Genomic DNA, 22705 nt, shown 5'->3' on the forward strand with positions numbered 1-22705 from the left:
ATTTAATCTTACAGTTTTGAGTAGCTTCTTTTCAGTTGTTATAATGTGGAAAGGGTATTAAAGCCTGCAGTTTTTTAAAGCTGCAGGCTTTATTTTTTTTGATAGCTGTTCATAATTTAGCAATAACTGAAGAAATTTACTTGGAAGACATCGCTTTAAATTCAGTAGGACGCATATTGGTTAATTGCTGAAATGTATTGCTGAATGCTGATATGTTGGAATAGCCGATCTCATAGGCAATTTCACTCATACTGAGATCGGTATCTTTAATCAGTTCCATGGCACGGATAATGCGCAGCATTTTTAAATATTGGACAAATGAAATCCCCAGCCTGGTTTTAAACAGGCGGGTCATACTTCTAACACTCATTCCTGATTGGCTTGCTATATCTTCCAATGTTATAGGTTCACTTATTCTTTTCCGTATATCACCTGTTATATCCCCTAATCTGCTGTCATCAGTAGTAGGCAGCTGAATAGAAAATCTTTTTAAGTTCTCCCTGGGAAGCAGATTCTTTAGAGTAGTTAAAAACTCATATTCCCAGTCACCGGAAAAGAAATTTCCCTGCCATTTTTCACTGTAAGACAGCATCTCAGATAAAAGTTTACTGACCGGATAGATCCCCAGGTTATCATAGAAGTCCTGCTGATCTCCCGGTGGAAAATAGATATTGATGATGTTCAGATCCTGAGTATTGTACATAAGGTTGTGAGGATAGCGGGCAGGAATCCATATATAATGGCTGGACGGAATGTAAAAGTCCTTTTCATGAGTCTGCAAATACGCAATTCCTCCAAATACCAGTAAAAGCTGCCCTTTGTCATGCTGATGGGCAGGTAGTTTCTGCTCAGTCTGCTGCCGGACAACCAAAATAGAATCCTGATACTGATCTATAATTCTGTTAAGTTCCTTTAAAATTTCCATCTGGCCAAAATTAACAAAAAATAGGCTAATTATATAAAATAACACAGAGCTGAGTGCGATAATTTTGTATCAAAGTTAATAAGCGGAATCATTATGACAATCAAAAAATATAATAAAGGATTAGAAACAGGAAGGAAAACTGCCCAAAATAAGGGCAGCATCAGAGAACTTTCATACCATAACCCTGGCAAAGCTTACTGTATGATCTCATCAGTGTTTTTACTTCCGTTCTTCTCCCTGGGAAATGTTTCAGCTTTCATCGATGGGCTGATGATCTTTCTGAAAATCCGTACAGGAAAATTATGTAACAGGAAAATTAAATAGGTGAAAAATACAATGAAACCAATACAATTAATAAATGCAGGATGGGCTGTGCTATTCTTTTTGTTTTTTCTGCCAATTGATGCCCAGGTTTCCGACAGTATTCAGGTATTGAGACTGGAAGAAATCTGGAAAATAGCAGAATCCGGCAACAGACAGATAAAACTTACAGATCTTGAACAAAAAGAAAGCAGCATCAGTATCCTCGAAGCCAAAGATAAACTTCTGCCTGAACTTTTCGTTGCCGGAGATTTTAAACTCAATTCAAAATTTCTCATTTACGATAACGGATTGTTTTCAACACCTCAAAATGTACCAGCATCCCGATACGGATATGCAGCAGGCTATAACTTTAGCCTCAATATTTATAACGGTGGCAGAGAGCAGCGGAATATCAGAATAAAAGAGGAAGAAAGAATACACAGACAACATGAATCTGAGTTACAAAAAAACACTGTAAAATATGCCATAGCCGTTGCTTATTACGACCTCAGCAAATTTCTTCAGTTCCGGGATTTACTTACTTCAGAAATGATCAACGAAAAAAAGCAATTGTCAAAGATTGAAAGCTTACATCGGAATGGTATTGTTCTGAAAAGTGATGTATTAAGGACCTCACTGAAACTATCCCAATTGGAACTGAGCTTTTCAGATGTTGAAAAAAAGATTGAAGTGGCAAGACAGAGACTGAATATATTAATGGGACGTAAAGGTGATCAGGCATTGGAGATTCCATACCAGGAAATACTCAGCCATAGCGATATAATGGAAACTGATTATTCAGACTACGTGGCTATAGCGCTCAGCAAATCACCGGAAATAAAAATAACACAAAGTAATCTCAGGTTAAGTGAACTGAATATAAAGCAGGTAAAAGCAAGCTTGCTTCCCAGGATCTCTCTTTATTCCTATTACAATTATACTTATCCCCAGGTTTCATTCTTTCCGTATTCAAATGATGTATGGGGGTATGGCCAGACGGGTGTAAAAATGCAGTTTTCCATTGACAATCTATATAAAAGTAAACACAGTATTGCCCATGCAAACAATATAAATCTGCAACAACAGGAAAAATCCAATATAAAAAAAGACGAAATAAATATTCAGGTAAAGGAAGCTTTTCTGCAAAAAAAACAAGCCGAAGAAAGCGTGGAAACAGCAGAAAAAAATATTATCCAAAGTACGGAAACCACACGGGTAATACGAAACAGCTATCTCAACCAGGAATCATTATTGACAGACCTGCTGGATGCAGAAAATACGTTGCTTGAAGCCAAGTTTACACTTACATCAGCCCATATGACTTTGAAATTGAGTGCTATAAGGCTTTTAATCATTACAGGAATATTTGAATACTAAACATTATGAAAAACAACAGAACCGATAAAATAGTAGTCCGTGCAACCCAATGGCTGGGTATTGCCTTACTTATCACGATCATAATATGGACAGCATTATATTTCCGGAACAGATTGCAGTACGAGCAAACCAATGATGCACAGGTGGACGCTTATCTTTCTCCCATCAATGCAAAAGTAGGCGGATATATCAGCAGGATCAGATATAAAGATAACCAGATAGTGCATAAAGGGGATACACTTGTTTTGATAGAGCGTGATGAATATGGACTGAAAAGGGATGCCGCTTTTGCAGAACTCGTAAGCTCCCGTACAAAGCTGGATATATTGAGTGCTAATGAACAAACTCAGCTTAAGAATATTGAAGTAATCAAAGCCCAGATTTCGGGTTCCAAAGCAAAGCTTGAACAGCAGCAGAAAGAATATAAAAGATATAAAAGCCTGTTGGATGAAGAATCTACTACTCAGCAGAAATTTGATAATGTATATACAGCCCTGGAGATCAATCAATCTGATTTTAAACAAACACAGGCGTCCTTACATGCAGCAGAGTCTAAGTTAAATGATGTAAAAGCCCAGCGATCTTCTGTATATGCTGAAATCAGAATTAAAGAAGCACTGCTTCAAAGACAAAACCTGGATATCCGGTATACTGTCATTACTGCACCTTTTGATGGGCAGATCGGAAAAAAGACCATTCAGGAAGGTCAATTGGTACAGCCCGGACAAACACTGGCTTTTCTGGTGAATACATCTGATGATAAATGGGTAGTGGCCAACTTTAAGGAGACACAGATTAAGACGTTTGCCATAGGTCAGAAAGTATCCGTTGAGACGGATGCCTATCCCGGAGAAAAATTCTCCGGCATCATCGAATCAAAATCTCCTGCAACAGGATCACGGTACTCCCTGTTGCCTCCTGATAATGCAACAGGAAATTTTGTTAAGGTTACCCAACGCATTCCTGTCAGGATCAAATTAACTGATCCCCGTGAGAAACTTGCCAAATTATCGGCAGGAATGAATGCCAATGTTTACGTTTTAAAAAATTAAAAATATGCAGATTCATCAGATTCTTATCTTCAGATCCTGGGTACCAGAATGGCTGGCACGCACCGTTATTTTTTGCCTGCTCATGATCTCCCTTTTTAGTTTTGCATTATATAGCAATCCTGCAGCCCTTATGGGATACTATGGGGTAGAGCCTGCAGATGTACAGTATGGGATGGTTCTTACCTATGCTTCAGCTGTTACTTTTCTGGCACTGGATTTTCGTATTGTCAAGTATTTCAGTTCAAGAAAATACCTGTTATTTGGCCTTTCTTTGAGCTGTTTTTGTTCATTAGCTTGTTTTTATACCAAAGGCTGGCTTCTATTTCTGGCTTGTGCATTTATTCAGGGGATCACCTGTGCACTGATATGCAGTATTGTTTTGAATTTGGTTTTTCCCCGCTTAGATTCTGCCAGAGCAAGGGTAATAGGTTATACAATTCTCTATGGCGGGATTCAGATTTCAGTTCCTTTTTATGCGATTTATGCCAATATAATGCTGCATTTTTTTGATCTTAACTGGATTTTTTACGGACATATTATTTTACTTACTGCAATTGCCGTTATCGTCCTGATTACCATGAATGCTAAGGCCAGATTCCATAAAAAAATTCCACTTTACCAGGTCGACTGGACAGGATATTTTTTCTATACTGCTTTTTGCCTGGTTATTGGATATATTTTAATCTACGGACAGCAGCTGGGATGGTTTGAAAGCAGCTTAATAGGATTTCTTACGGTATTTGGGTTTGTACTGCTTTTTCTTTTTGTCATCAGGGAGATAAACTTAAAACGCCCGCTCATCAATTTACGGATTTTCAAGGCTAAAAACTTTGTGATAGGGCTTCTTCTGCTTTTTGTCTTTTATATTTTCAAAGGAACTACGGGATTAACATATGGTTACATAGAAACTATTTTGGGTACAGATCCTCTTCATATATTTCCCATTTGGCTGGCTGTGATTGCGGGAACGGCTCTCAGTATGTTTGTAACGGCACGCCTTATACTTACAGGTACTGATCTTATTCTATTGATCATAGCCGGTTTTGTAATCATGGGGATATATTATGCCTATATGCTTACATGGATATCCGTAACGGGGGAGACCAGTGATTTTATTTTTCCTATGTTTATTTATGGGGCAGCAACAGGGGTTTTATTTGTTCCTATTGTTTCCTTTACAGCATCATCAGCTCCCCCTCATATCGCTTTCAATGTCGGTTTTGTGGGGATTTTTGCCAGGTTTGCCGGTTTCTGTGCCAGCATGGCCATCAACAACCAGTTACAATTGTTTACCAAAGCTTCTGTAAGCGAAAAAGTCCGGGAAGCCGTACATGAAAGCAACAGCCAATTTTTACTTACTTTAGAAAATATTCAATATGCCTATCTCAATAACGGAAATGATATTTATACTTCAAAAGCAGCTTCACAGCTGTATTTTAATACCCTGCTCAAAAGACAGATATTGGCGCGGGCCAGTATGGATTATTATGAGGTGATGCTGACAGGAATTGTTGTTGTAATCGTTCTGATCTTATTTTTACCAAAAATTCATTCATTTGTACCAAGAAGATCTGAGACTGGGAAAAACTCCTGAGATTTCAGCGATGGAATCTATAATTATTACAATTTCATCATCACAGAGAATGTATAAAACGGTCTTTATTATACAGAAATCAGCAATAAAAAAGATGAGACAGGGGAGTCTCATCTTTAATCAATGGTTAAGGTAAATTAATTCTTTTGCCCTGTTCAGGGAAGATGTAATTTACTTCTAACGGATTATTTTTCAGTAATTCTTTTTTTATAATTTCGGGATTGTCCTTTGTCGGCTTTCTGTGGGTAACCACAATGCTTAAACCTTTCAGATTCTTTTGTCCTGTTTTTTCTTTCAGCTTCTGCAGTTCTTCCAGCAGCAGATTAGGGGTGAGGTGGCCGAACAGAAGGTTTTCAGGTTGGCTGTTGGGGAAAGAAACTTCGATTAATATCGTGTTTAACTTCCCTTTTTTTATAAGTGGAGCTATACTGTTCCAAAGCTTATTAAGCTGTTCAGATTTTTCAATCCGATCTGCACCGGTATCCCCTAAATAAAGCAGATAATGATCATCTTTTCTGACCAGTGCGGCACTGCTTTTATAAGGATTCACATGGCTCAGTTCATATGCCGTTATAAAAAGAGGTGTTTTGGGTACCGCTATTTCTTTTCCCTCCTGAAGCTCATTATAATGGTATTTTCCGAGCAAGGGTTTTTGCCCCTGATCGGCAAAATTAATCCAGGTATCTGTGATGAAATAATGATTCTGCAGAATTTGAAGTACCGGAGCTATAGCGAAAATATCCTTTTTAGAATCAGCCGGAGAATTGATAATGAGCCCCGATAAATGGTCCAAATGACCGTGTGAGATAAAATATCCTTTTATCTGGTCCTTTAGAACGGTTTCTTCCGGTCCGTTAAGGCTTTTCATTTGAATAGCTTTCCGTATTCCCGTATTTAAAGTACCTGCATCAAGAGACAGAAATGTGCTGTCTTTTGGCGCTCCCACTAAATAAGCTGATAAATTGTCCTCTTGTTCTCCACCATATATACCCAATGGAATAAGGTCAAAGTTTTGTCCCTGACAAGCCATATGCATAATGAAGGCCAGTAAGGAAAATGCTGTTTTTTTCATATGATCTAAAGCTAAGAATCTACCTTTTACAGTATAATAGGGCAAATTTACATTATTTTTTAACGATTATATCCCCCTTTTATTTTCATAAAGCAGCTCTTATTAAACATAGATAAAAGTAAAAAGAGATCTTTTGTAGATCTCTTTTTATGATATTGTGACCAGAATTCAGCTATAAAGCTTTAGTATTAAGCCTTGTATCTGCCACTTTTGTTAAAAGCGCATCACATTTTTTTTCTTCGCTAAGGGTTGCTAAGAAATTTTTGAGACAGAAATTTTCTTTAAGAACTTTAGCATAGGCTGCCAATGTCCCGTAGGTAGCGATTTCGTAATGTTCCACTTTCTGTGCTGCAGCGATGATGCCCGCATCTCTTACAGATCCCGGTGCTGTTTCTTCCATAATACTTTTGCCCTCATCCAATAGCCCCTGCATAGCATCACATTTTTTTGCCGTTGCCCTTTTTTTTAGTGATTTAAAGCATTCTTCCAGTCTTTTTACATGAACCTGGGTTTCCATTAAGTGGTTTTCAATGGCTGTTTTAAGTCTTTTATCTGTCGCATTTTTTTGCATCTTAGGTAATGCCTTAACTAATGCTTTTTCTGCCCAGTAAATGTCTTTCAGCGAATCTTCAAACAAATCTTTCAGTTCTTTGGCTGCGTTTTTTTTAGCCGGAGCTTTAGCTGTTTTTTTCGCTGGTGATGACTTGCCTGCCGTTGTTTTTTTTGCGACTGTTTTTTTTGTGGTGGTTTTAGTTGCCATAATATTAGATTTAGTGTTGTTCACTATATACCTACAATTTTAAGACCATAGGGTCTCAAGTCCTTTTTTATTTCGGCTGTTGCTGTGTCACACAATGTACCATTCCTCCATTGGCAAATAAATTACGGCAGTCAATTCCAACTACTTTTTTATCCGGATACAGCTGTTGGATAATCTGGTTGGCAACAGCATCATTAGGATCATTGTAATTAGGAACCAGCACGCGGTTATTAGTAATATAATAATTGATATAAGAAGCACGGCCTACATTTTTTCCATAGGTGGTCATCACATCATATTGAGTCAAAGGAACTTTTACAAACTGATATGCGGCTCCATTTTTCCCTGTGGCACTGTACAGTTTATCAATATCACCATCCGGAATCTGCCAGTAGGCCAGATCATCAGAGTTCATTGTAATAATGGTAGAAGAATTTACAAACCGGGCAAAACCGTCAATATGCATGTCTGTGATATCCAGGCCTGCTTTTCCTTCCAGCCAGATAAACTTGGTTATCCCTAAATTCCTGGTGAATATAGCCTCAGCCTGCTGCTGGGTCATGCCCGGGTTTCGGTTTGTATTGAGGATGGAACTTTTGCAAGCCATTAATACTCCGTTTCCATCAATTTCTACACTTCCGCCTTCATTAATCATTACTGAGTTGAGATCAATTTTTGGAATATGGGTATCTGCAGCAATTTTAGAGGGAACCGAATTGCAGTGGCTGTATTCTGCCTTATTACCCCAGCCATTGAATCCCCAATCCTGAATAAATAATTTTCCGGTATTATCCTTTACATAGATAGGGCCGTTATCTCGCACCCAAAAATCATCCGTTGGATAAAGTTTAAAATTAACATGGGTGAGTGGGATTCCTGCATTGGCTAGCAATGCTGTAATGCGCTGTTTTTCCGTATCGTCATAAGCAATGATATGAACGTTTTCACTTTGTACCAATTCCCTGGTCATGGCTACCCATGTTGCATCCAGGCGCTTTCGGTAGGTAACACCATATTGATATTCATGTGGCCATTGAAGCCATGTTCCTTCATGTGGAGCAGATTCTTCCGGCATTTTGTACACAGCATCAGCGGATTCATTGCCTGTCCCCGAAGTATCTGTTATATCTGTTTGCGTGCATGAGAGAAGAAGAGGTAATAATAAGAATGGTATCATATTTTTTTGCATAATTAATCTATTTTTTGATATGACAAAATTAGATCGATTACTATTTTCAAAGTTGTCCGGAATTGACAACTTACTTCAGAGGTAATAAAATATAAGTCAGCTGATCGTCCTGACTATCTGTATGATCAGCATGTCTTTCATATTTTTCTATAATAGGAGTATGGGAAAATTCAAGACCGGAATTGAAAATCCAACGGGAATAAATATTCGTGTAGGTTTCATCTATGGTTTCATAGCTTCCCATATGTGTAAAACGGGCATATCTGCATCCGAATATTTTTTTTGTAGGTAGCTTTTTATTTTTAGCCTGGGCACTGGCACAGGCATCATAACGACAGTTTATTTCAGTTTTGATCAACGGTTCATCTGCGATAACCCCAAAATACTCAGTACCGGAAACGGGAAATTCATTTTGTGTAAATTTTCCCCATAATACTTCAATCTCCTCATTGTTGTAATAAGTTGGAGTGCTTTGATAGTACACGGGTATTGATGTAAGGTATACAATTTCAGGTTCCAGCAATATATCAGATGCTACAGGAATCAGATCAGATCCACAAAGCAGCTTTTCTCTGCTCAGTTTTGCTGCTTTAGGTGAAATACCGAAATGCTGTTTGAAAGCTTTTGAAAATGAGGCTATATTGGCAAACCCTACTTCAATACCAATGGCTGTCAGACTTTCATGGGTATAGAGAATACGTTTATAGGCGTTTTCTACCTTCAGCCTTTGCTGAAAAGCACCGATTGTTTCTCCACAACTGTATTTGAAAATACGCTGTATATTTCTGTAAGAGTAGTGGGATACGTCTTCCAGATCTTTTACAGAGATCTGCTGATCATAATTCTTCTCTATAAAATGAATGACCCTGTAAATACAGTTCAAATTGTCTTCCATAAACAACGATTTTTAGCTTCCTTAATCAATTATAATAATTTTCTGAAGATTCAATTCATCTTTATACTGCTCGTTGAGGCTCTTCATTTTTTCTTTATACTGCAATTACTTTCAATATAAGTAACAATGTTATTTGTCTTAGCTTTTTTGCTTTTGTGCCTGTATTGTACTGGGAGAATAGCCAAATTGTTTTTTAAATGCAAAAGAAAAATGGGAAAGGTTTTCAAATCCCAATTCCAAATAAATATCAGAGACCGGTTTATCTTGTTGTGTAAGTAAAATGTGTGCCTCCTTCAGTCTCCGAAGCTGTAGCCATTGTCTTGGCGGTATCCCAAAACTTTTTTGAAAATCCCTTTTAAAAGTAGATAAGCTTCTTCCCGTTAAATAGGCAAAACGTTCAATTTTAGCATTAAAATGGAAATTCTTATTCATAAATGATTCAATATCAATTTTGTAAGGTTCTGAAAAATCAAATAATATATCTTTGAGATCAGGATCATAAGCGAGCATCAGAATTAATGCCTCCTTTTGTTTCAGGCGAATAAGCTCTGTTGAAGCAGGATTGCTCAATAATTCCTCGTAGGGAAGAAGAGAACGCATAAACGTGAGTAATGGCTGGTTGTCCGGCTTTATAAATGTTGAGATATTTTCTTTTTTCTCTGCCGAATATCCATATTCCCTGCTGAAATTCTGTAATACGGCATCGTCAAAATAGAGAGTTACCGTTTTAATTTCCCCATTTTTGGGTGGATATTTAGCAAATTTCAAAAGACGGTTTTTACGTGAGGAATAAAGCTCACCTTCTTTAAATACTGTTTTTGTACTTCCATCATCTAATTCCATTTCACCGGAAAGGACCAAACCCAGACTGTGAATTTGAGTGAACTGTTCTCCCTCCCGGAATTCTGAAAAATGGCAGGAGTAATTAACGGGCCAAACTGTTTTCTGATCATTCATTGCTCAAATGGTAGTTTTCTATTGATTCTTATTCAAACTTACAAACTTTTTCCTCATTGCAGGAACATATAAAATGTCTATTCCTCACAGCCAAAACTATGAGGAATAAACTCTGGTTATGATAAAATAGCTTTGGGTTCCAAATAGGCTTCCAGTCCAAAGATACCATATTCACGGCCAATACCGCTTTGTTTAAAACCACCGAAAGGAGCAAGCGGATCATGGGCAAATCCATTAATGCAGATTCTGCCTGCATCAATCTGAGCTGCAACATGTTCTGCATGTTCTTTGCTGGAAGAACTGATATAAGCTGCTAATCCATAAGGGGTGTCATTCGCGATTTTGATAGCTTCCTCTTCGTTTTGATAAGGAATGATAGATAATACAGGACCAAAGATCTCTTCTCTGGCGATGCGCATATTATTATGAACATTTGTGAAAATAGTTGCCTTTACAAAATGACCATCCTCAAGACCTTCAGGTTTTCCTTCACCTCCCGCCAGCAGAGTAGCACCTTCGCTTTGTCCAAGCCTGATGTAACTTTGTACCCGCTCATATTGTTTTGTACTTACCATGGGACCAACAGTGGTATCCTCTTCATGTGGATGTCCTACTTTCACATTCCGGACAGCCTGTTTTGCGAGCTTATTCACTTCATCCAGCTTATTTTGAGGAACAAGCAGACGGGTAGGGGCGATACATGCCTGGCCATTATTCATATAAGCTCCAAACACAGCCATGGGAACAGCTGTAGTAAGATTTGCATCCTCCAGAATGATATTAGGCGATTTTCCACCAAGTTCCAGGGTTACCCTTTTCATGGTATCTACCGCTCCTTTAGCAATGGTTTTCCCTGTAATTGTAGATCCAGTGAAAGATATTTTAGCAATATCAGGATGATTTGTAATTTCAGCACCCACTACATTTCCAAAACCATTAACTATATTAAAAACACCTTTTGGCAATCCGGCTTCATGGAAACATTCTGTAATTAATTGCGTCTGTTGGGCACTCATTTCACTCGGTTTGATTACAGCAGTACAGCCGGCAGCAATTGCTGTAGCCAACTTATTGCATATAAAACTGTTGCTGGCATTCCACGGAGTGATAATCCCTACAATGCCCAATGGTTCAAAACGTACTTTTGAATGTCCTGCGGTTCTTTCAAAATCAAAAGATTCCAGTATTTCAATAGTGGTTGCAAAAGAGGAAATGGCATTCTGTATACTCATTTTACAGAATTGAAGAGTACCTCCGTATTCTTTAACCATGGTGAAAACCAGTTCTTCTTCCCGGCTGCTGACTGCCTGATGAAGCTTTTTCAGGAAAATAATACGTTCAGCTTTGGTAGTTTTTGAAAAGGTTCTAAAAGCTTCTTTTGCAGCAGCAATGGCTTCTTTGGTATCTTCTTCGTTTCCCAATATCACTTCGCCGGTTTTCCGGTTGGTCGTTGGGTCAATAAGATCAAAAGTATCTGTCCCTTGTGGTGAAACAAATTCGCCGTTGATGTAAATTTTATTAATCTGTATCATTTTGTTTGATTTTAATACCACAAAGTTCGTCCGAAATACAAAAGTTAAGTTTGCTGTGCAGTTCAATTTTTGTTTGTTGTATGGTTCATTGTAATTTCAGTAGATAGAATTACTTGAGCTTAATACTAATAGAAAATATTTGTTTTGAAAACGGATAGAATTTCAGCCGTAATTTAATCTGGCAAATAGAGCCTCCGGACTGCTGATCCGGAGGCTTTTGTTATTGAAATATCTTATTTTAGGATGTTTTGTGGCCGAAAATCTTAGATATGCATCACAGTCCTGAATACACTTACTGCATTCCCTGTAATGCTGACGATATTGGGAGTACTGCCTTTTACCCTAACTTCCACCTGCACTTTTCCAATACGGTTGATCGCTTCTCCCTGTTTACCTGTAAATTGGAAAATATCTTCAGTAATACTGATAATTTTATTTTGAATAAGATAGCCTCCCAACGGTCCATTGGCATTTCCGGTAACGGGATCTTCTGAAATGCCTATTGCCGGGGCAAACATTCTTCCATAGGTCAGGATTTCCTTATCATCGGAATCAAAAGTAAATACAAAATAACCATTACAGCTGATCACTTTACTTAGCTGAGCTAAAGCCATAAGATCAGGTTGAAGATGATTTAAAGTGTTTCTGCTTTTAATACCAATCATAACCTTTGAGTGGCCTGTCGAAGCAATTTGTACAGGGCATTTCTCATCAAGATCTTCCATTATCAATCCTAATGCATGAACGATATTTTGTGTCGTTAACGGATCAAAGGCCGGGCTTAGCTCAAAACTTCCCTGTGTCATTGTGATTTGATAATCATGGTCCTGTTTTTCAATCCTAATGGGTAAAATTCCGATTTGGGTCATTATTCTGATGGTACAGGAATCCAACTGATCTTCCATAGCTTTTGCATATAATGCAGCAATAGTGGCATGTCCACAGGAAGGAACTTCTGTTGTCGGGGTGAAATACCTTACATGGTATTCAAAATTTTGTTCCTGAGTAGTGGGGCGGAAAACAAATGCTGTTTCCGAATTGTTGAGTTCCCTGGCTATCAATTGCATTTCCGAAGTGGTCAGATTTTCTGCATTTAAAACGACCCCGGCAGGGTTTCCTTTGAATTTTTCTTTAGTAAAAGAGTCAATTTGATACACAAGTACTTCCTTCATCATACCATATTAAGTTCAACGTAAAGATAAGGATAAATGAGATGTAAAAAGCCTTTTAGAGGCATACTTATGACTTTAAAAAGTGTCCTAATGAATCAGCTGGTTAAAAGAAAAATCAGGACGGCGCATTTCTATTTCATTTCTGGATGATGAAATCTGGGCTTCGGAAGCATAGATAAACATTTGCTCTTCATAATCATGAATAGCTCTCTGCAGAGAATTGTATTTTCCGTCAGTGAGATTCTCAGCTAAAATGAGAGCATCCATCAACCCCGTATTGACGCCCTGGCCGGCAAAAGGAGGCATGAGATGAGCTGCGTCTCCAATAAGGGTTATCGGTAAAGATCGGTCAGTCTTCCAAGGGGCACCCAATGGTAATTTTCTGGTAGGTAAGCTCAAAAAAGAGGGCGTCAATTGAATTAAATGTTGGTAACATTTGTCCCAACGGGCAAAATTTTTCAGGAGAAATTCTCGGATACTGTCTGTATCCTGGATATTATATTCGGTATTATCAGGTTTTTCGAAAATAACACCATAAGTTAATGCGCCGTTATTGTTGGGATTTACGACCAGCAGCTTACCCTGAAAAGCTGTCATTAGCCTTTTTCCATTGCATAATTGATAAAATTCGGGACAATCTGTTTCAGGATGAGGGATATCTCCCTGAATAATTATGGTTCCTGTTTCTTCAATTGCTGTATCAGTCACCAATTTCCTTATGGCAGACATGCCTCCGTTGGCACCAATGACAAGATCTGACGTAGCTGGTAATCCGTTCTCAAAAAGCAGTTGCCATTTCCCGCCACAAACCTTAAGGTCGATGCATTTTCTATCCCAACTCACTGAATCATTGGTTAAACTTTCGAGTAGCATTTTTCTCAGGTTATTTCTGTTGATTTCAGGATTGTCAAACTGATTTTCAGGGGTGATTTGTTTGGTGAACAATATTTTCCCCTGTTCATCAGTGATGGTAATCCCCATGGGTACAGCTGTTTTGTAATAAGCTTCCAGCAATCCGGCCTTTTTCATCGCTTTCTGTCCGGAATCTTTGTGAAGATCCAGCGTTCCACCCCAGATTCTGGCATCCGGATCTTTATCTCTTTCGTATACGGTTACTTCAATGCCTTTTTGCTGAAGTAATTTTGCCATTGTCAGCCCAACAGGACCGGCTCCAATAATGGCTACTTTTTTGTCTTTGAGTAACATAATTGTTGTGCTATTAAATATGGATACAAATTTCTGTGTCATTTTAGAGATAAAATAATTATATTAGACTTAAAAATAGCTGTAAAAGACTTTTATGGATATGATTGATCAAACGGTTCCCAATATTCTAAAGACCTTAGCCTGTTTATTGGGTTCTGAAATAAAACAGAGAAAACTGGAGATTCCATTCCAGTTTGGAAAAGGATATTGCAGTGGGTTTATTTTTAATCAGTATATCCGGATGCTCATTAGTAATTATGAGCTATATGAAGACTTGATCATTGAAAATCCGGATGTGAATATTGCTAAAAAAATGATCTTTTTTAAGTTTCAGAATATTTTTCCCAAAACAGAAATATCTCCGGGAGGAAATCCGGCCGAACTGCCTTCGGTTATGGTGGCAACGAGCCGTCTTAATACCGATAGGTTCATCCCTATTCATTCCAATAGAAACACAATCAATATAGAAGTGGATGCAGATTACTTGAAAGGGTTGTTTCAGATATCAGATCAGTCACCGATATTGAAAAGTCTGCTGGAGAATACTGAACCCTTTCTGTTTGAACATATGATTAATCCTTCTCTGCAAAATGTTGTCAATGAGATCGTTTCTGAAGAGGCAGATGAAAATTTTAAGCTGTTTTTTTTAAGGATAAAAGCTGAAGAGCTGATTTGCAGATTATTGATAGAATTGGAAAAACGAGATGAAAAACGTCTCTACGCGCTCAACATCCATGATATTGAAACGATGTATACAATAAAGGCAAAAATTCTTGAACAACTAGAAATTCCTCCTGTCATCAAAGACCTGGCTGCAGAAGCCGGAATGAGTGCTACCAAGCTCAAACGACTGTTCAGACAGATTTTTGGGAACAGTATTTTTAATTATTATCAGGAATTCAGAATGAAGGAAGCCGCGCTATTGCTGAAAGAGAAAAAGTATTCCGTTTCTGAGGTGGGCTACAAACTGGGGTTTTCTAATCTGAGCCATTTTTCAAAAGTGTTTAAAGAGCACATCGGGATGAATCCTAAACAATACTCAATGGGATAAAAAGTGAAACAGCAGAGGTGATTTCAACAGCGAAATGGCCTTTTTGTTATAATTAAATCTAATTTTGTTGCCAGATAAAATGAAAGACGGTTATTCTATTTTTCAACCAGTATTAATTCTATTGAGTATGGCTTGAAACTACATATTTTCCGGCTTCGGTAAAAGAAGAAACTGACACCTATAAGTAAATAAATAGCAAATATTCCAATGTCCAGAAAGCTTGTTTAACTTGAGTTGGAAGCATGAATAATCGATATTGTATTAACGCTGCGTTCGCCAAGGTTCTATTTAAGTCTTTATTTTCGTTCACAAGGGCACTTTGTTTAGCAGAGAAAGAATACTTTGCTGAGCTAATTGCCCTTGCGAACGTAAAAAATTTCAATTGTAAATAATCCTTTGCAATCTGTAGCGTTTAAAAAATTATTTATAAGTTTTTACCCTGGACCCGGAGTATTTACTTGGCCTGTCCAATATCCAGTCTTTCAAATTTACCTTCAGAATTCTTATGAAACTTGAAAAATACGGGAAATGTTCCCCATTGTCCGGCTTTAAAGCTTCCGTAAATGTCCTTTCCCTCATTTTCTACGCGGTCTATGCTGAGAAAATGTTCTTTACCCAAGGCTTTGGAGAAAAAAGAGGTAAAATCTACAGTATTGCCGTCATCTGTCATGACCGGATTTTCTGTAAAGAAGCTGTACCATTTTTTATCTCCGGTTTGCAGTGCTTCTATGGCATTTTTTACCGTTTCGTCTGTTATTTTTGATAAGTCCATTGTTTGTTGTTTAGAGGATTGTGTTTTTTTTTGATTTTCTTTGACCTGTCCGCAAGCTGTCAGGGAGAAGCTTGTAACCAATATTGTCATGTATATATATTTTTTCATCTCTGTTAGGATTTAAGAGGATGTTGCAGATAAATGATCAGGAGGTTGAGAAATAAGAAGGGAAGCTCAATAGCTACACCTTTAAAATCTTTGTCCATAAGGTGAAAGCAGATAATCAACAGGATACCTGCTGCCATCAGGAAATTCCCCCAGACAAATGTTTTTGGAAATAAAATCATCACTGAAGCCAGGATGGTAACAGCTCCATTAATCATGAGTGCTGTTCGGCTGAATCCCCATTTTCCGAACATTTCCACCATTTCCTGTTTTCCGGAAAACATGGCAGTTCCTTGTTTAAATCCCATGAATACAGCGCCCAGAATAAGTATTGAACTAATAATCTTTATTATCATAATGTGTATTTTATAAAGTCAGCTGCTTTAATAAACAGTATAACAAATATGCAGGAAAAGAATGGTTTTTGAATGGTGAATTTTTCGGAAGTTATTGCTCATTGTCATTTTAAATGTATTAAAAGATAGAAGCCACAGTTTATAAACTGTGGCTTCTATAACTACTAAGAACTATTTAATACTATTTTGTTTCCAGGTAACCGTAGTGTAAAGAGGGGTCTTTTCCAAATAAACAGGAAAAAATATTCTGGAACTCATGGATATACCTGCATTTTATAGAATTGCCATATATTTTGAGCCCTTCCAGTATTTTCCTGGAACTCAAGTCTATATCATATTTTATAAATGTTTCCGGTCTTTCATACCGTATTCTCTGATCTGAACTATACGTTCTGGAAAAGCCCAGTTTTTCAAGCCATTCTTCCGTGATACGAATAGGTTTAATAGAATCTGCCGGAACTGAAAGGCTCTGACTGTCATTTTCAATTTTAACAAAATAAGCTTGCTCCAAACTCTGAAAAATTTCAGTGATCGTATAAATCTGATTTTTGTACTCGACTAAATTTTTGATTTTAAGATCTGCTACGTTCATAATATTTTGATTTTAAAGGTGGTATTAGTACTATATAAATTAGCAAATACTATGCCCTGCATCATATTGTCTGCCAGCGTTTTAATGAATATTGTGTTAAATATCACACCTAAAAGATTAATAAAGTGTTAAAACCTTTATAGTCAGAGGGATTAGAGCCTGTTTTTATAAAAAATGTGTGGTATCTATGTGGTACCGGTATTGGCAGATGTATTGGCTGTAGCCAGCAGAAGGGCTAATATAACAGCAATAACAAGTACGGAAATAAATACATTCCAGGAAAATGAATGAAGGAGATATCCGGTACCACTTCCCAGAATACTGGACCCAAAATAATAAAATAACCAGTAAATGGAAGTAGCTGAAGATTTTCCCTTTCTGGCATGAAGGGCAGTCATCTGGCTGGCCATAGTATGGGCTGCAAAAAAGGAAAGTGTAAATATCCCCAGCCCGAAAATGACCACATACAAATTTTCTGACAGCAGTAAACATAGTCCGCAAAGCATCAAAAGAATGAAGCTTTTCAGAATGTTATTTTTTGAAAAGCTTTTAGAAAGCTTTCCTGTAATCATAGTACCAAATACTCCGAAAATATACATCAGAAATATAAAGGCAATAATAAAGTGACTTAATGAAAAAGGTTCTGCTTCTAACCTGAAAGTAAGATAATTGTAAACACTTACAAAAACACCCATCAGTAAAGCTGCAATAAAGTATAACCGAAGCATATAAGGATTCATGAGAAATCCTTTCATCTGTTTTACCTTTTGATGGTAATCGGTTTTCTGTGGATTGAAGAATTTTGACTCGGGAAATAGTTTCCAGAATATAAGCCCCAGGATCAGACTTTCCAGCCCAATAATAAAAACCGAATTACGCCATCCGAATTCGCCAGCTGCAATGGTAGCCAATATCCTTCCGCTCATCCCTCCAATAGTATTACCACTTAAATACATACTGATGGCAGCGGGTACCGCAGCGAGATAAACTTCTTCAGTAAGGTAGGCAAGGGCGACAGCAGAAACACCGGAAACCACAAATCCTTTCAGTACTCCAATTCCAATAAGAAGACTGAGACTGGGAATCCAGGTTGAAATAATAGTTAATAAAGCTGATGAAATCAACGAAAATACCATCAGTCGTTTTCTGGAGTAGCTGTCTGCCTTAAAAGCGAAAAACAATAATCCCAGTGCCATCCCTATAGTAGATGAAGAAACAAGCAGGGAAGTATCACCTACGGTTACATTGAACTGCTCTGCAGCCATCGGGAGCAACGGCTGAAAAAGATAAAGCTGCGCAAATACAGAAAGTCCCGAAAAAAAAATACAAAGTTTTATATATCGGAGGCGCAGGCTTCCCTGGTTGGCTTTTTCAGGTGAATTCATGATTTTTTGCAATTAAAATGCAGTATTGACTGTAGAAATTTTGGTTCTGTAAATTTCAAGATATTTTTTTAATCCTGAAAATGCTTATCTCAATGATTTTTATCGGCAAAACCAATCAATGCATCATCTCGTATACCTTAATCAGCTCTGCAATATTACTGACCTCCAGTTTTTGAAATATCCTTTTCTTATACGTGCTTACAGTAGACATCTGGATACTGAGCTTATTGGAAATCTCCAGGTTTCCGTATCCGTCAGCCAACAGCTTAAAAATTTCATACTCTCTTGAAGAAAGCTTTTCTACAGGATTATCCCGCTTATTCTGAATGATCAGGCCGATAAGTTCTACAGGATAAAAATAACCTTTTTCAATCACTGTTTTCACTGCGTTTTTAATTTCTTCCTCACTGCTCTGTTTGTTCAGATATCCTTCAGCACCTTCCCTGATATACTGGATGGCTACATCCTGATCATAGCCTGAAAACACAAGAATCTTTAAATCTTTCTGTATATTTTTGAGCTCAGAAATCATTTTTTTATATTGAGTTCCCGGCATATCAATATCCAGGATCAGAAGATTATAATATTGAGACTTCAATGCTTCTTTTACCCGTTCATAGTTTTCAGCAAAGTCTATTTTCAGTTCAGGGTAAGCAGATTCAAGAACAAGGGCTGTTCCTGCTCTTACCACATAATGATCATCAGCAATTAAAATTCTTTCATTCATATAATTAGTTTTTTTTGAGGGTAATTTCTACAATGGTTCCTTTCGGAAAATTTTGGCTGAAACTGATCTCAGCGTTAATCTTTTTAACCAGGTGAATGACCATATGCAGCCCCAGTCCTTTACCTTTAAAACTGGGCGTATTCCATTTAGGATTTTTGAACAAATTCATATAAATGGCTATTTGTTCCGCAGACATTCCGGTTCCCGTATCATCTATGATGATAATGACTTTCTGTTCATCCTCTATAATATTAAGACTAATCTCTCCTTTATATGTATTTTTTACAGCATTATCGAGGATATTATGAATAATGGCAGACAGAATACTTTCGCTCATTCTGCTGTTTACATTAGTCTCCGTAGCATTAATAATAACAGTCTCTCTTTCCTTTGCAATTTCCCAGAATAATTTTTTCTTGATCTCTAAAATCCTGTTGACAGGATATTCCTGTTCCTCAACAATGCTTTCGGCTTTATAAAGTTCTGTATATTCTTTTAAATTCAATGTAAACTGGTACAGCTGTTCCGAAGATTTGTAAATACTGTCAAAATACTTTTTCTGAAGCTCTACATCATCAGATTCATGAAGCTTTTGGGAAAGCATGGCAATAAACCTGATGGGAGTAGTGATATCATGACTAATGGTCTCCACCAGCTTTTTTTGATATTCCGTTTCTTTCTGTAAATCATTTTTTACCACCTCAAGCGTAAGGGAAGTTTCCTTAAGTTTGGAATTTTTGTTGTGAACAATCCGTTTTAAAGCTTTGTTTTTTGTTCTTAATAAATTGGTAGTCAACATTATAATAATGATGATTCCCACAAGGAAAATAATAGAAAGTAATATCTTAAATAGCAGCGTTTGAAAAAAATAAGGCTGAATTCTGAACTTAACAGCTTTTTCTTCATATTTCCCATCCGAAGAGGCAAGTACCCTCACCTTTAAGGTATATTCTCCCGGGCTGAGGTTGCTGATAGTATACTTCAGATCTTTCCCCAACGTCACCGCTTCCCAGTCAGATTCTTCTTCTCCCGATATTTTAGCCTCTATATAAAGGTTTTCAAAATCAGAGAAATAAGGAATATCTATGAAAATGTCAGCAGTTTTGTAGTCATTCTTCAGATCGAGTACATCATCAAAATAGAGGGTTTCAGCATGACCAATTTTCGCTCTTTCTATATAGATTTTTTTAGGATCCGGATAATAGGTCTGAACCTGAACAGGGTTGAAAAATACAAAACCATCCATGGAAGGAAACATAAACTCCCCATTTTCCAAAGCATAAGCATTAGGCTGGGAATTGCCATTGAATTCATTAGAAGTAAAACCGTCTTTTTTAGTGAAACGGTAATAGAAGACCGGGCTTTTCCTGTTCTCTGCGTACTGAAGAAGCTGTTTTTTAGGAACTTTATACAGGCCATTATTCGAGGATATCCAATAAAAGCCCTGTTGATCCTCAAGAATAGAATGGGCAGACTGCAGGTAGTTATTCCTGTCATTAGGCATCTTAATCAGTTTCCGGTCTTTAAAAAGATAAAAACCGTTTTTATGAGTCATAATCCAGATCAGATTATCCTTTGTTTTTACAATACTTTTTACAGAAATATTTTTGATTAACAGATGAACTGTATTTTTATCTAACATTACCAAATGCAGTCCATTATTATTGCCTGCCAGCACCTGATTTTCATTATATTGGAGAAAAGCAGTGACAGGGCTTTTAAAACTATAAATATAATCTGGCTTTGTAAATTGATCTTTTTTGAAAATCTGCAGCTGGTAACGGGAAGAGTTTAACAGGGAAAGGGCATATAAATTTCCACTTTTCATAAAGTTCTCAAAACCCAGTTTAAAAAAAGTAGAATCTTTTTTCTTATAACCCGAATTTTTATAAAACCTAATGATGCTCTTTCTTTTGCGGATCAGAATATTACCCGAGTTATCATACATCATAAGGGAGTTGTCATTATTCCCAAAAGCATATTTATTGACAATGCCGTCTTTCCCAAACTCGGTTCCATCCTCCGTTATAATTGTATTTTTACTAAAAGGTAATGAGGCATTGGATACATTATTTGAAAAATCATCTTCCTTTCTGGCCACATGTATGTTTGAAAGATGAACAATATTAAGTCCGTTATTCAATGTACCAAGATAAAGATTATTGAAATTTTTGCCGTAATACATAGAGTAGTAGGAGTGGCTGCCTATTTCTTTATAGGTTACAAGAAATTTTAAAGAAGGCCTGTTTCTGCTGTCCTCTACAAGGTAGATATTACTTTTGTTGATGATAAAAGACTGATTGGTGATCTGCTGCCAGTATATTTTAGTTTCCGGATCATTAAAAAGACTCGGTTGATCAAAAACAGAAAGTTTTCCTTTACAGAGAGAATATGTTTTTCTTGTTTGAAGATCATTTATAAAAAGAGTTTCATGGAGAACAAAAATATTATTCAGATCTTCATTAGTAAAAGGGATGGCTATTCTTGTTTCAATACCCTTTTCATCCTTATATATTACAGCGTTCTTTTCTCTGAAAATATACTTTGAGTTTTTAAGCTGTATAAAATATTGAACATCATTATAAAAACTGGAAGATATGGTATTGTTTGCAATTCTTTGGATCTGCTGATCTCCTTTTGAAAAAGAAACCCTGTCATTAGGGTTGAGCCTACTGAGCCTTGGAAATCTGTTTTTGATGATGATCTTATCTTCCTGAGAATTAGTAAGTGTTGTAATACTGTCTTGAATGGAATCGCCAATAAACACCCCGAAATGCAGGCTGTTTATTTTAAAATTATTAAACGTGACAAACGAAATGCCATCATACCGCACAAGTCCGTTTTCCGTAGATATCCAGATAAAACCGTATTTATCCTTGACAATAGCCTTCGCACTGCTTTGTGGAAGACCATTATCTATATTATACCAAGTGGAAGTATAGCGTTGTCCGTAAATAGGTAAGTATAAGAAAGCAAAAAAAACTACCCAAGCCCTCATATGTGCAAAACTCATCTATGTTCTCGCATATCAATGCAAAAATTTGTTAATATTAGTTTTTGTACAAGCCGAAGTTTTTTTTAAGATTGAGAATGATTGAAAATAATTTTTTGTCACTTAAGTTTTCTAGGTTTTGCGTTTTATCGTTAAACATATTTGTTTTACGGTGTAAAAATAGTGAAATTATACAGATAAACCAGTATTTTTCAATTTGTTTTAATTTGTGTTTTTTTTATAACCATTGATAATTAAACATATAATGGCTGTTTTATTTCTATTGGTGGTGAATAAATATTCTTTGAAATTAGAATTTCTATTAATAATTTTAATCCAAAATACGCTGAAATCATCTGGTTTATTCCAGCAGATAGCTGTACTTCTTTTGATAATACATTGATAGATAAGAATATCGATACTAGATATTCTCAAATAGGTGATTTTTTGTATTAAATGTTTATTTTTTATATTATTTTAAAAATGAATTAATATTATTCTTTTACTGAGTTTTTTGTAGTAATAATTTTACAAAAAGTAGGATGTTAATTCTATGGATAAATTTTGCATCAGTGAAATAAGATATATATTTTTGCAAAACAATTTCTAAACATCGATGAATAGAGGGTTTTTATTTAAATAATGATTCTGAAAACACAAACGGTTCAACCCACAAAAAAAGGTCTCTTTT

General features: G+C 36.7%; 20 protein-coding genes. 5 read left to right on the forward strand and 15 right to left on the reverse strand.

Annotated elements, in window-relative coordinates; translation table 11 throughout:
- Positions 1–136: 136 nt before the first annotated feature.
- Positions 137–925, reverse strand: a complete 789-nt coding sequence (locus MP477_RS21965; protein ID WP_257192173.1) for a helix-turn-helix domain-containing protein — start codon at positions 923–925, stop codon at positions 137–139.
- Positions 926–1018: 93 nt separating this feature from the next.
- On the opposite strand from MP477_RS21965, the gene MP477_RS21970 reads away from it, so the two are divergent.
- The 4 genes from MP477_RS21970 to MP477_RS21985 are packed head-to-tail and all read left to right on the forward strand — an operon-like array spanning position 1019 to position 5251.
- A complete protein-coding gene (locus MP477_RS21970; protein ID WP_257192174.1) occupies positions 1019–1249 on the forward strand; it encodes a hypothetical protein in 231 nt (76 codons plus the stop codon).
- A gap of 12 nt (positions 1250–1261) precedes the next feature.
- The gene (locus MP477_RS21975) at positions 1262–2605 is read left to right on the forward strand and encodes a TolC family protein (RefSeq protein ID WP_257192175.1); all 1344 of its coding nucleotides are present in this window, start codon (positions 1262–1264) and stop codon (positions 2603–2605) included.
- 5 nt (positions 2606–2610) lie between these two features.
- Positions 2611–3657, forward strand: a complete 1047-nt coding sequence (locus tag MP477_RS21980) for an HlyD family secretion protein (protein WP_257192176.1) — start codon at positions 2611–2613, stop codon at positions 3655–3657.
- A gap of 4 nt (positions 3658–3661) precedes the next feature.
- Positions 3662–5251 carry an MFS transporter gene (locus MP477_RS21985; protein WP_257192177.1) on the forward strand — a complete coding sequence of 530 codons (1590 nt, stop codon included), beginning with the start codon at positions 3662–3664 and terminating at the stop codon, positions 5249–5251.
- 127 nt (positions 5252–5378) lie between these two features.
- Here MP477_RS21985 and MP477_RS21990 read toward each other — a convergent pair whose 3' ends face one another.
- From MP477_RS21990 to MP477_RS22025, 8 genes are all read right to left on the reverse strand, one after another.
- Complete coding sequence (locus MP477_RS21990; RefSeq protein WP_257192178.1) at positions 5379–6323, reverse strand: MBL fold metallo-hydrolase; 945 nt, start codon at positions 6321–6323, stop codon at positions 5379–5381.
- 172 nt (positions 6324–6495) lie between these two features.
- Positions 6496–7083: a ferritin-like domain-containing protein gene (locus MP477_RS21995; RefSeq protein WP_257192179.1), complete on the reverse strand. Its 588-nt coding sequence runs from the start codon at positions 7081–7083 to the stop codon at positions 6496–6498.
- A gap of 67 nt (positions 7084–7150) precedes the next feature.
- Positions 7151–8272, reverse strand: a complete 1122-nt coding sequence (locus MP477_RS22000; protein WP_257192180.1) for an agmatine/peptidylarginine deiminase — start codon at positions 8270–8272, stop codon at positions 7151–7153.
- Between the two features lie 70 nt (positions 8273–8342).
- Positions 8343–9167 carry a GyrI-like domain-containing protein gene (locus MP477_RS22005; protein WP_257192181.1) on the reverse strand — a complete coding sequence of 275 codons (825 nt, stop codon included), beginning with the start codon at positions 9165–9167 and terminating at the stop codon, positions 8343–8345.
- 138 nt (positions 9168–9305) lie between these two features.
- Complete coding sequence (locus MP477_RS22010; protein ID WP_257192182.1) at positions 9306–10124, reverse strand: AraC family transcriptional regulator; 819 nt, start codon at positions 10122–10124, stop codon at positions 9306–9308.
- A gap of 116 nt (positions 10125–10240) precedes the next feature.
- A complete protein-coding gene (locus tag MP477_RS22015) occupies positions 10241–11656 on the reverse strand; it encodes an aldehyde dehydrogenase family protein (RefSeq protein WP_257192183.1) in 1416 nt (471 codons plus the stop codon).
- 263 nt (positions 11657–11919) lie between these two features.
- Positions 11920–12831 carry a PhzF family isomerase gene (locus MP477_RS22020; RefSeq protein ID WP_257192184.1) on the reverse strand — a complete coding sequence of 304 codons (912 nt, stop codon included), beginning with the start codon at positions 12829–12831 and terminating at the stop codon, positions 11920–11922.
- A gap of 84 nt (positions 12832–12915) precedes the next feature.
- Positions 12916–14034, reverse strand: coding sequence for an FAD-dependent oxidoreductase (locus MP477_RS22025; RefSeq protein ID WP_373567444.1), 1119 nt, complete (start codon positions 14032–14034; stop codon positions 12916–12918).
- Positions 14035–14128: 94 nt separating this feature from the next.
- Between MP477_RS22025 and MP477_RS22030 the strand changes: the two genes are divergently transcribed.
- The gene (locus MP477_RS22030) at positions 14129–15085 is read left to right on the forward strand and encodes an AraC family transcriptional regulator (protein WP_257192186.1); all 957 of its coding nucleotides are present in this window, start codon (positions 14129–14131) and stop codon (positions 15083–15085) included.
- Positions 15086–15539: 454 nt separating this feature from the next.
- Here MP477_RS22030 and MP477_RS22035 read toward each other — a convergent pair whose 3' ends face one another.
- From MP477_RS22035 to MP477_RS22060, 6 genes are all read right to left on the reverse strand, one after another.
- Positions 15540–15965 carry a hypothetical protein gene (locus MP477_RS22035; protein WP_257192187.1) on the reverse strand — a complete coding sequence of 142 codons (426 nt, stop codon included), beginning with the start codon at positions 15963–15965 and terminating at the stop codon, positions 15540–15542.
- Positions 15966–15970: 5 nt separating this feature from the next.
- The gene (locus MP477_RS22040) at positions 15971–16318 is read right to left on the reverse strand and encodes a DoxX family protein (protein WP_230036813.1); all 348 of its coding nucleotides are present in this window, start codon (positions 16316–16318) and stop codon (positions 15971–15973) included.
- Positions 16319–16499: 181 nt separating this feature from the next.
- On the reverse strand, positions 16500–16910 hold the full coding sequence (locus MP477_RS22045) for a hypothetical protein (protein WP_230036811.1): 411 nt from the start codon (positions 16908–16910) through the stop codon (positions 16500–16502).
- 185 nt (positions 16911–17095) lie between these two features.
- Complete coding sequence (locus tag MP477_RS22050) at positions 17096–18295, reverse strand: MFS transporter (RefSeq protein ID WP_257192188.1); 1200 nt, start codon at positions 18293–18295, stop codon at positions 17096–17098.
- Between the two features lie 115 nt (positions 18296–18410).
- Positions 18411–19022 carry a response regulator transcription factor gene (locus MP477_RS22055; protein WP_230036807.1) on the reverse strand — a complete coding sequence of 204 codons (612 nt, stop codon included), beginning with the start codon at positions 19020–19022 and terminating at the stop codon, positions 18411–18413.
- 4 nt (positions 19023–19026) lie between these two features.
- A complete protein-coding gene (locus MP477_RS22060) occupies positions 19027–22035 on the reverse strand; it encodes an ATP-binding protein (protein WP_257192189.1) in 3009 nt (1002 codons plus the stop codon).
- Positions 22036–22705 lie beyond the last annotated feature (670 nt).

The organism is Chryseobacterium sp. WG23, from assembly GCF_024586575.1.
Classification (GTDB): domain Bacteria; phylum Bacteroidota; class Bacteroidia; order Flavobacteriales; family Weeksellaceae; genus Chryseobacterium.

Coding starts and splice junctions, on each gene's coding strand:
- MP477_RS22055 (WP_230036807.1), bottom strand. CDS start 19,022: ATGAATGAAAGAATTTTAATTGCTGATGATCATTATGTGGTAAGAGCA.
- MP477_RS22010 (WP_257192182.1), bottom strand. CDS start 10,124: ATGAATGATCAGAAAACAGTTTGGCCCGTTAATTACTCCTGCCATTTT.
- MP477_RS22000 (WP_257192180.1), bottom strand. CDS start 8,272: ATGCAAAAAAATATGATACCATTCTTATTATTACCTCTTCTTCTCTCA.
- MP477_RS21975 (WP_257192175.1), top strand. CDS start 1,262: ATGAAACCAATACAATTAATAAATGCAGGATGGGCTGTGCTATTCTTT.
- MP477_RS22005 (WP_257192181.1), bottom strand. CDS start 9,167: ATGGAAGACAATTTGAACTGTATTTACAGGGTCATTCATTTTATAGAG.
- MP477_RS22020 (WP_257192184.1), bottom strand. CDS start 12,831: ATGATGAAGGAAGTACTTGTGTATCAAATTGACTCTTTTACTAAAGAA.
- MP477_RS22030 (WP_257192186.1), top strand. CDS start 14,129: ATGGATATGATTGATCAAACGGTTCCCAATATTCTAAAGACCTTAGCC.
- MP477_RS22040 (WP_230036813.1), bottom strand. CDS start 16,318: ATGATAATAAAGATTATTAGTTCAATACTTATTCTGGGCGCTGTATTC.
- MP477_RS22025 (WP_373567444.1), bottom strand. CDS start 14,034: ATGTTACTCAAAGACAAAAAAGTAGCCATTATTGGAGCCGGTCCTGTT.
- MP477_RS21985 (WP_257192177.1), top strand. CDS start 3,662: ATGCAGATTCATCAGATTCTTATCTTCAGATCCTGGGTACCAGAATGG.
- MP477_RS21980 (WP_257192176.1), top strand. CDS start 2,611: ATGAAAAACAACAGAACCGATAAAATAGTAGTCCGTGCAACCCAATGG.
- MP477_RS22045 (WP_230036811.1), bottom strand. CDS start 16,910: ATGAACGTAGCAGATCTTAAAATCAAAAATTTAGTCGAGTACAAAAAT.
- MP477_RS22050 (WP_257192188.1), bottom strand. CDS start 18,295: ATGAATTCACCTGAAAAAGCCAACCAGGGAAGCCTGCGCCTCCGATAT.
- MP477_RS21995 (WP_257192179.1), bottom strand. CDS start 7,083: ATGGCAACTAAAACCACCACAAAAAAAACAGTCGCAAAAAAAACAACG.
- MP477_RS22015 (WP_257192183.1), bottom strand. CDS start 11,656: ATGATACAGATTAATAAAATTTACATCAACGGCGAATTTGTTTCACCA.
- MP477_RS21990 (WP_257192178.1), bottom strand. CDS start 6,323: ATGAAAAAAACAGCATTTTCCTTACTGGCCTTCATTATGCATATGGCT.
- MP477_RS21965 (WP_257192173.1), bottom strand. CDS start 925: ATGGAAATTTTAAAGGAACTTAACAGAATTATAGATCAGTATCAGGAT.
- MP477_RS21970 (WP_257192174.1), top strand. CDS start 1,019: ATGACAATCAAAAAATATAATAAAGGATTAGAAACAGGAAGGAAAACT.
- MP477_RS22060 (WP_257192189.1), bottom strand. CDS start 22,035: ATGAGTTTTGCACATATGAGGGCTTGGGTAGTTTTTTTTGCTTTCTTA.
- MP477_RS22035 (WP_257192187.1), bottom strand. CDS start 15,965: ATGAAAAAATATATATACATGACAATATTGGTTACAAGCTTCTCCCTG.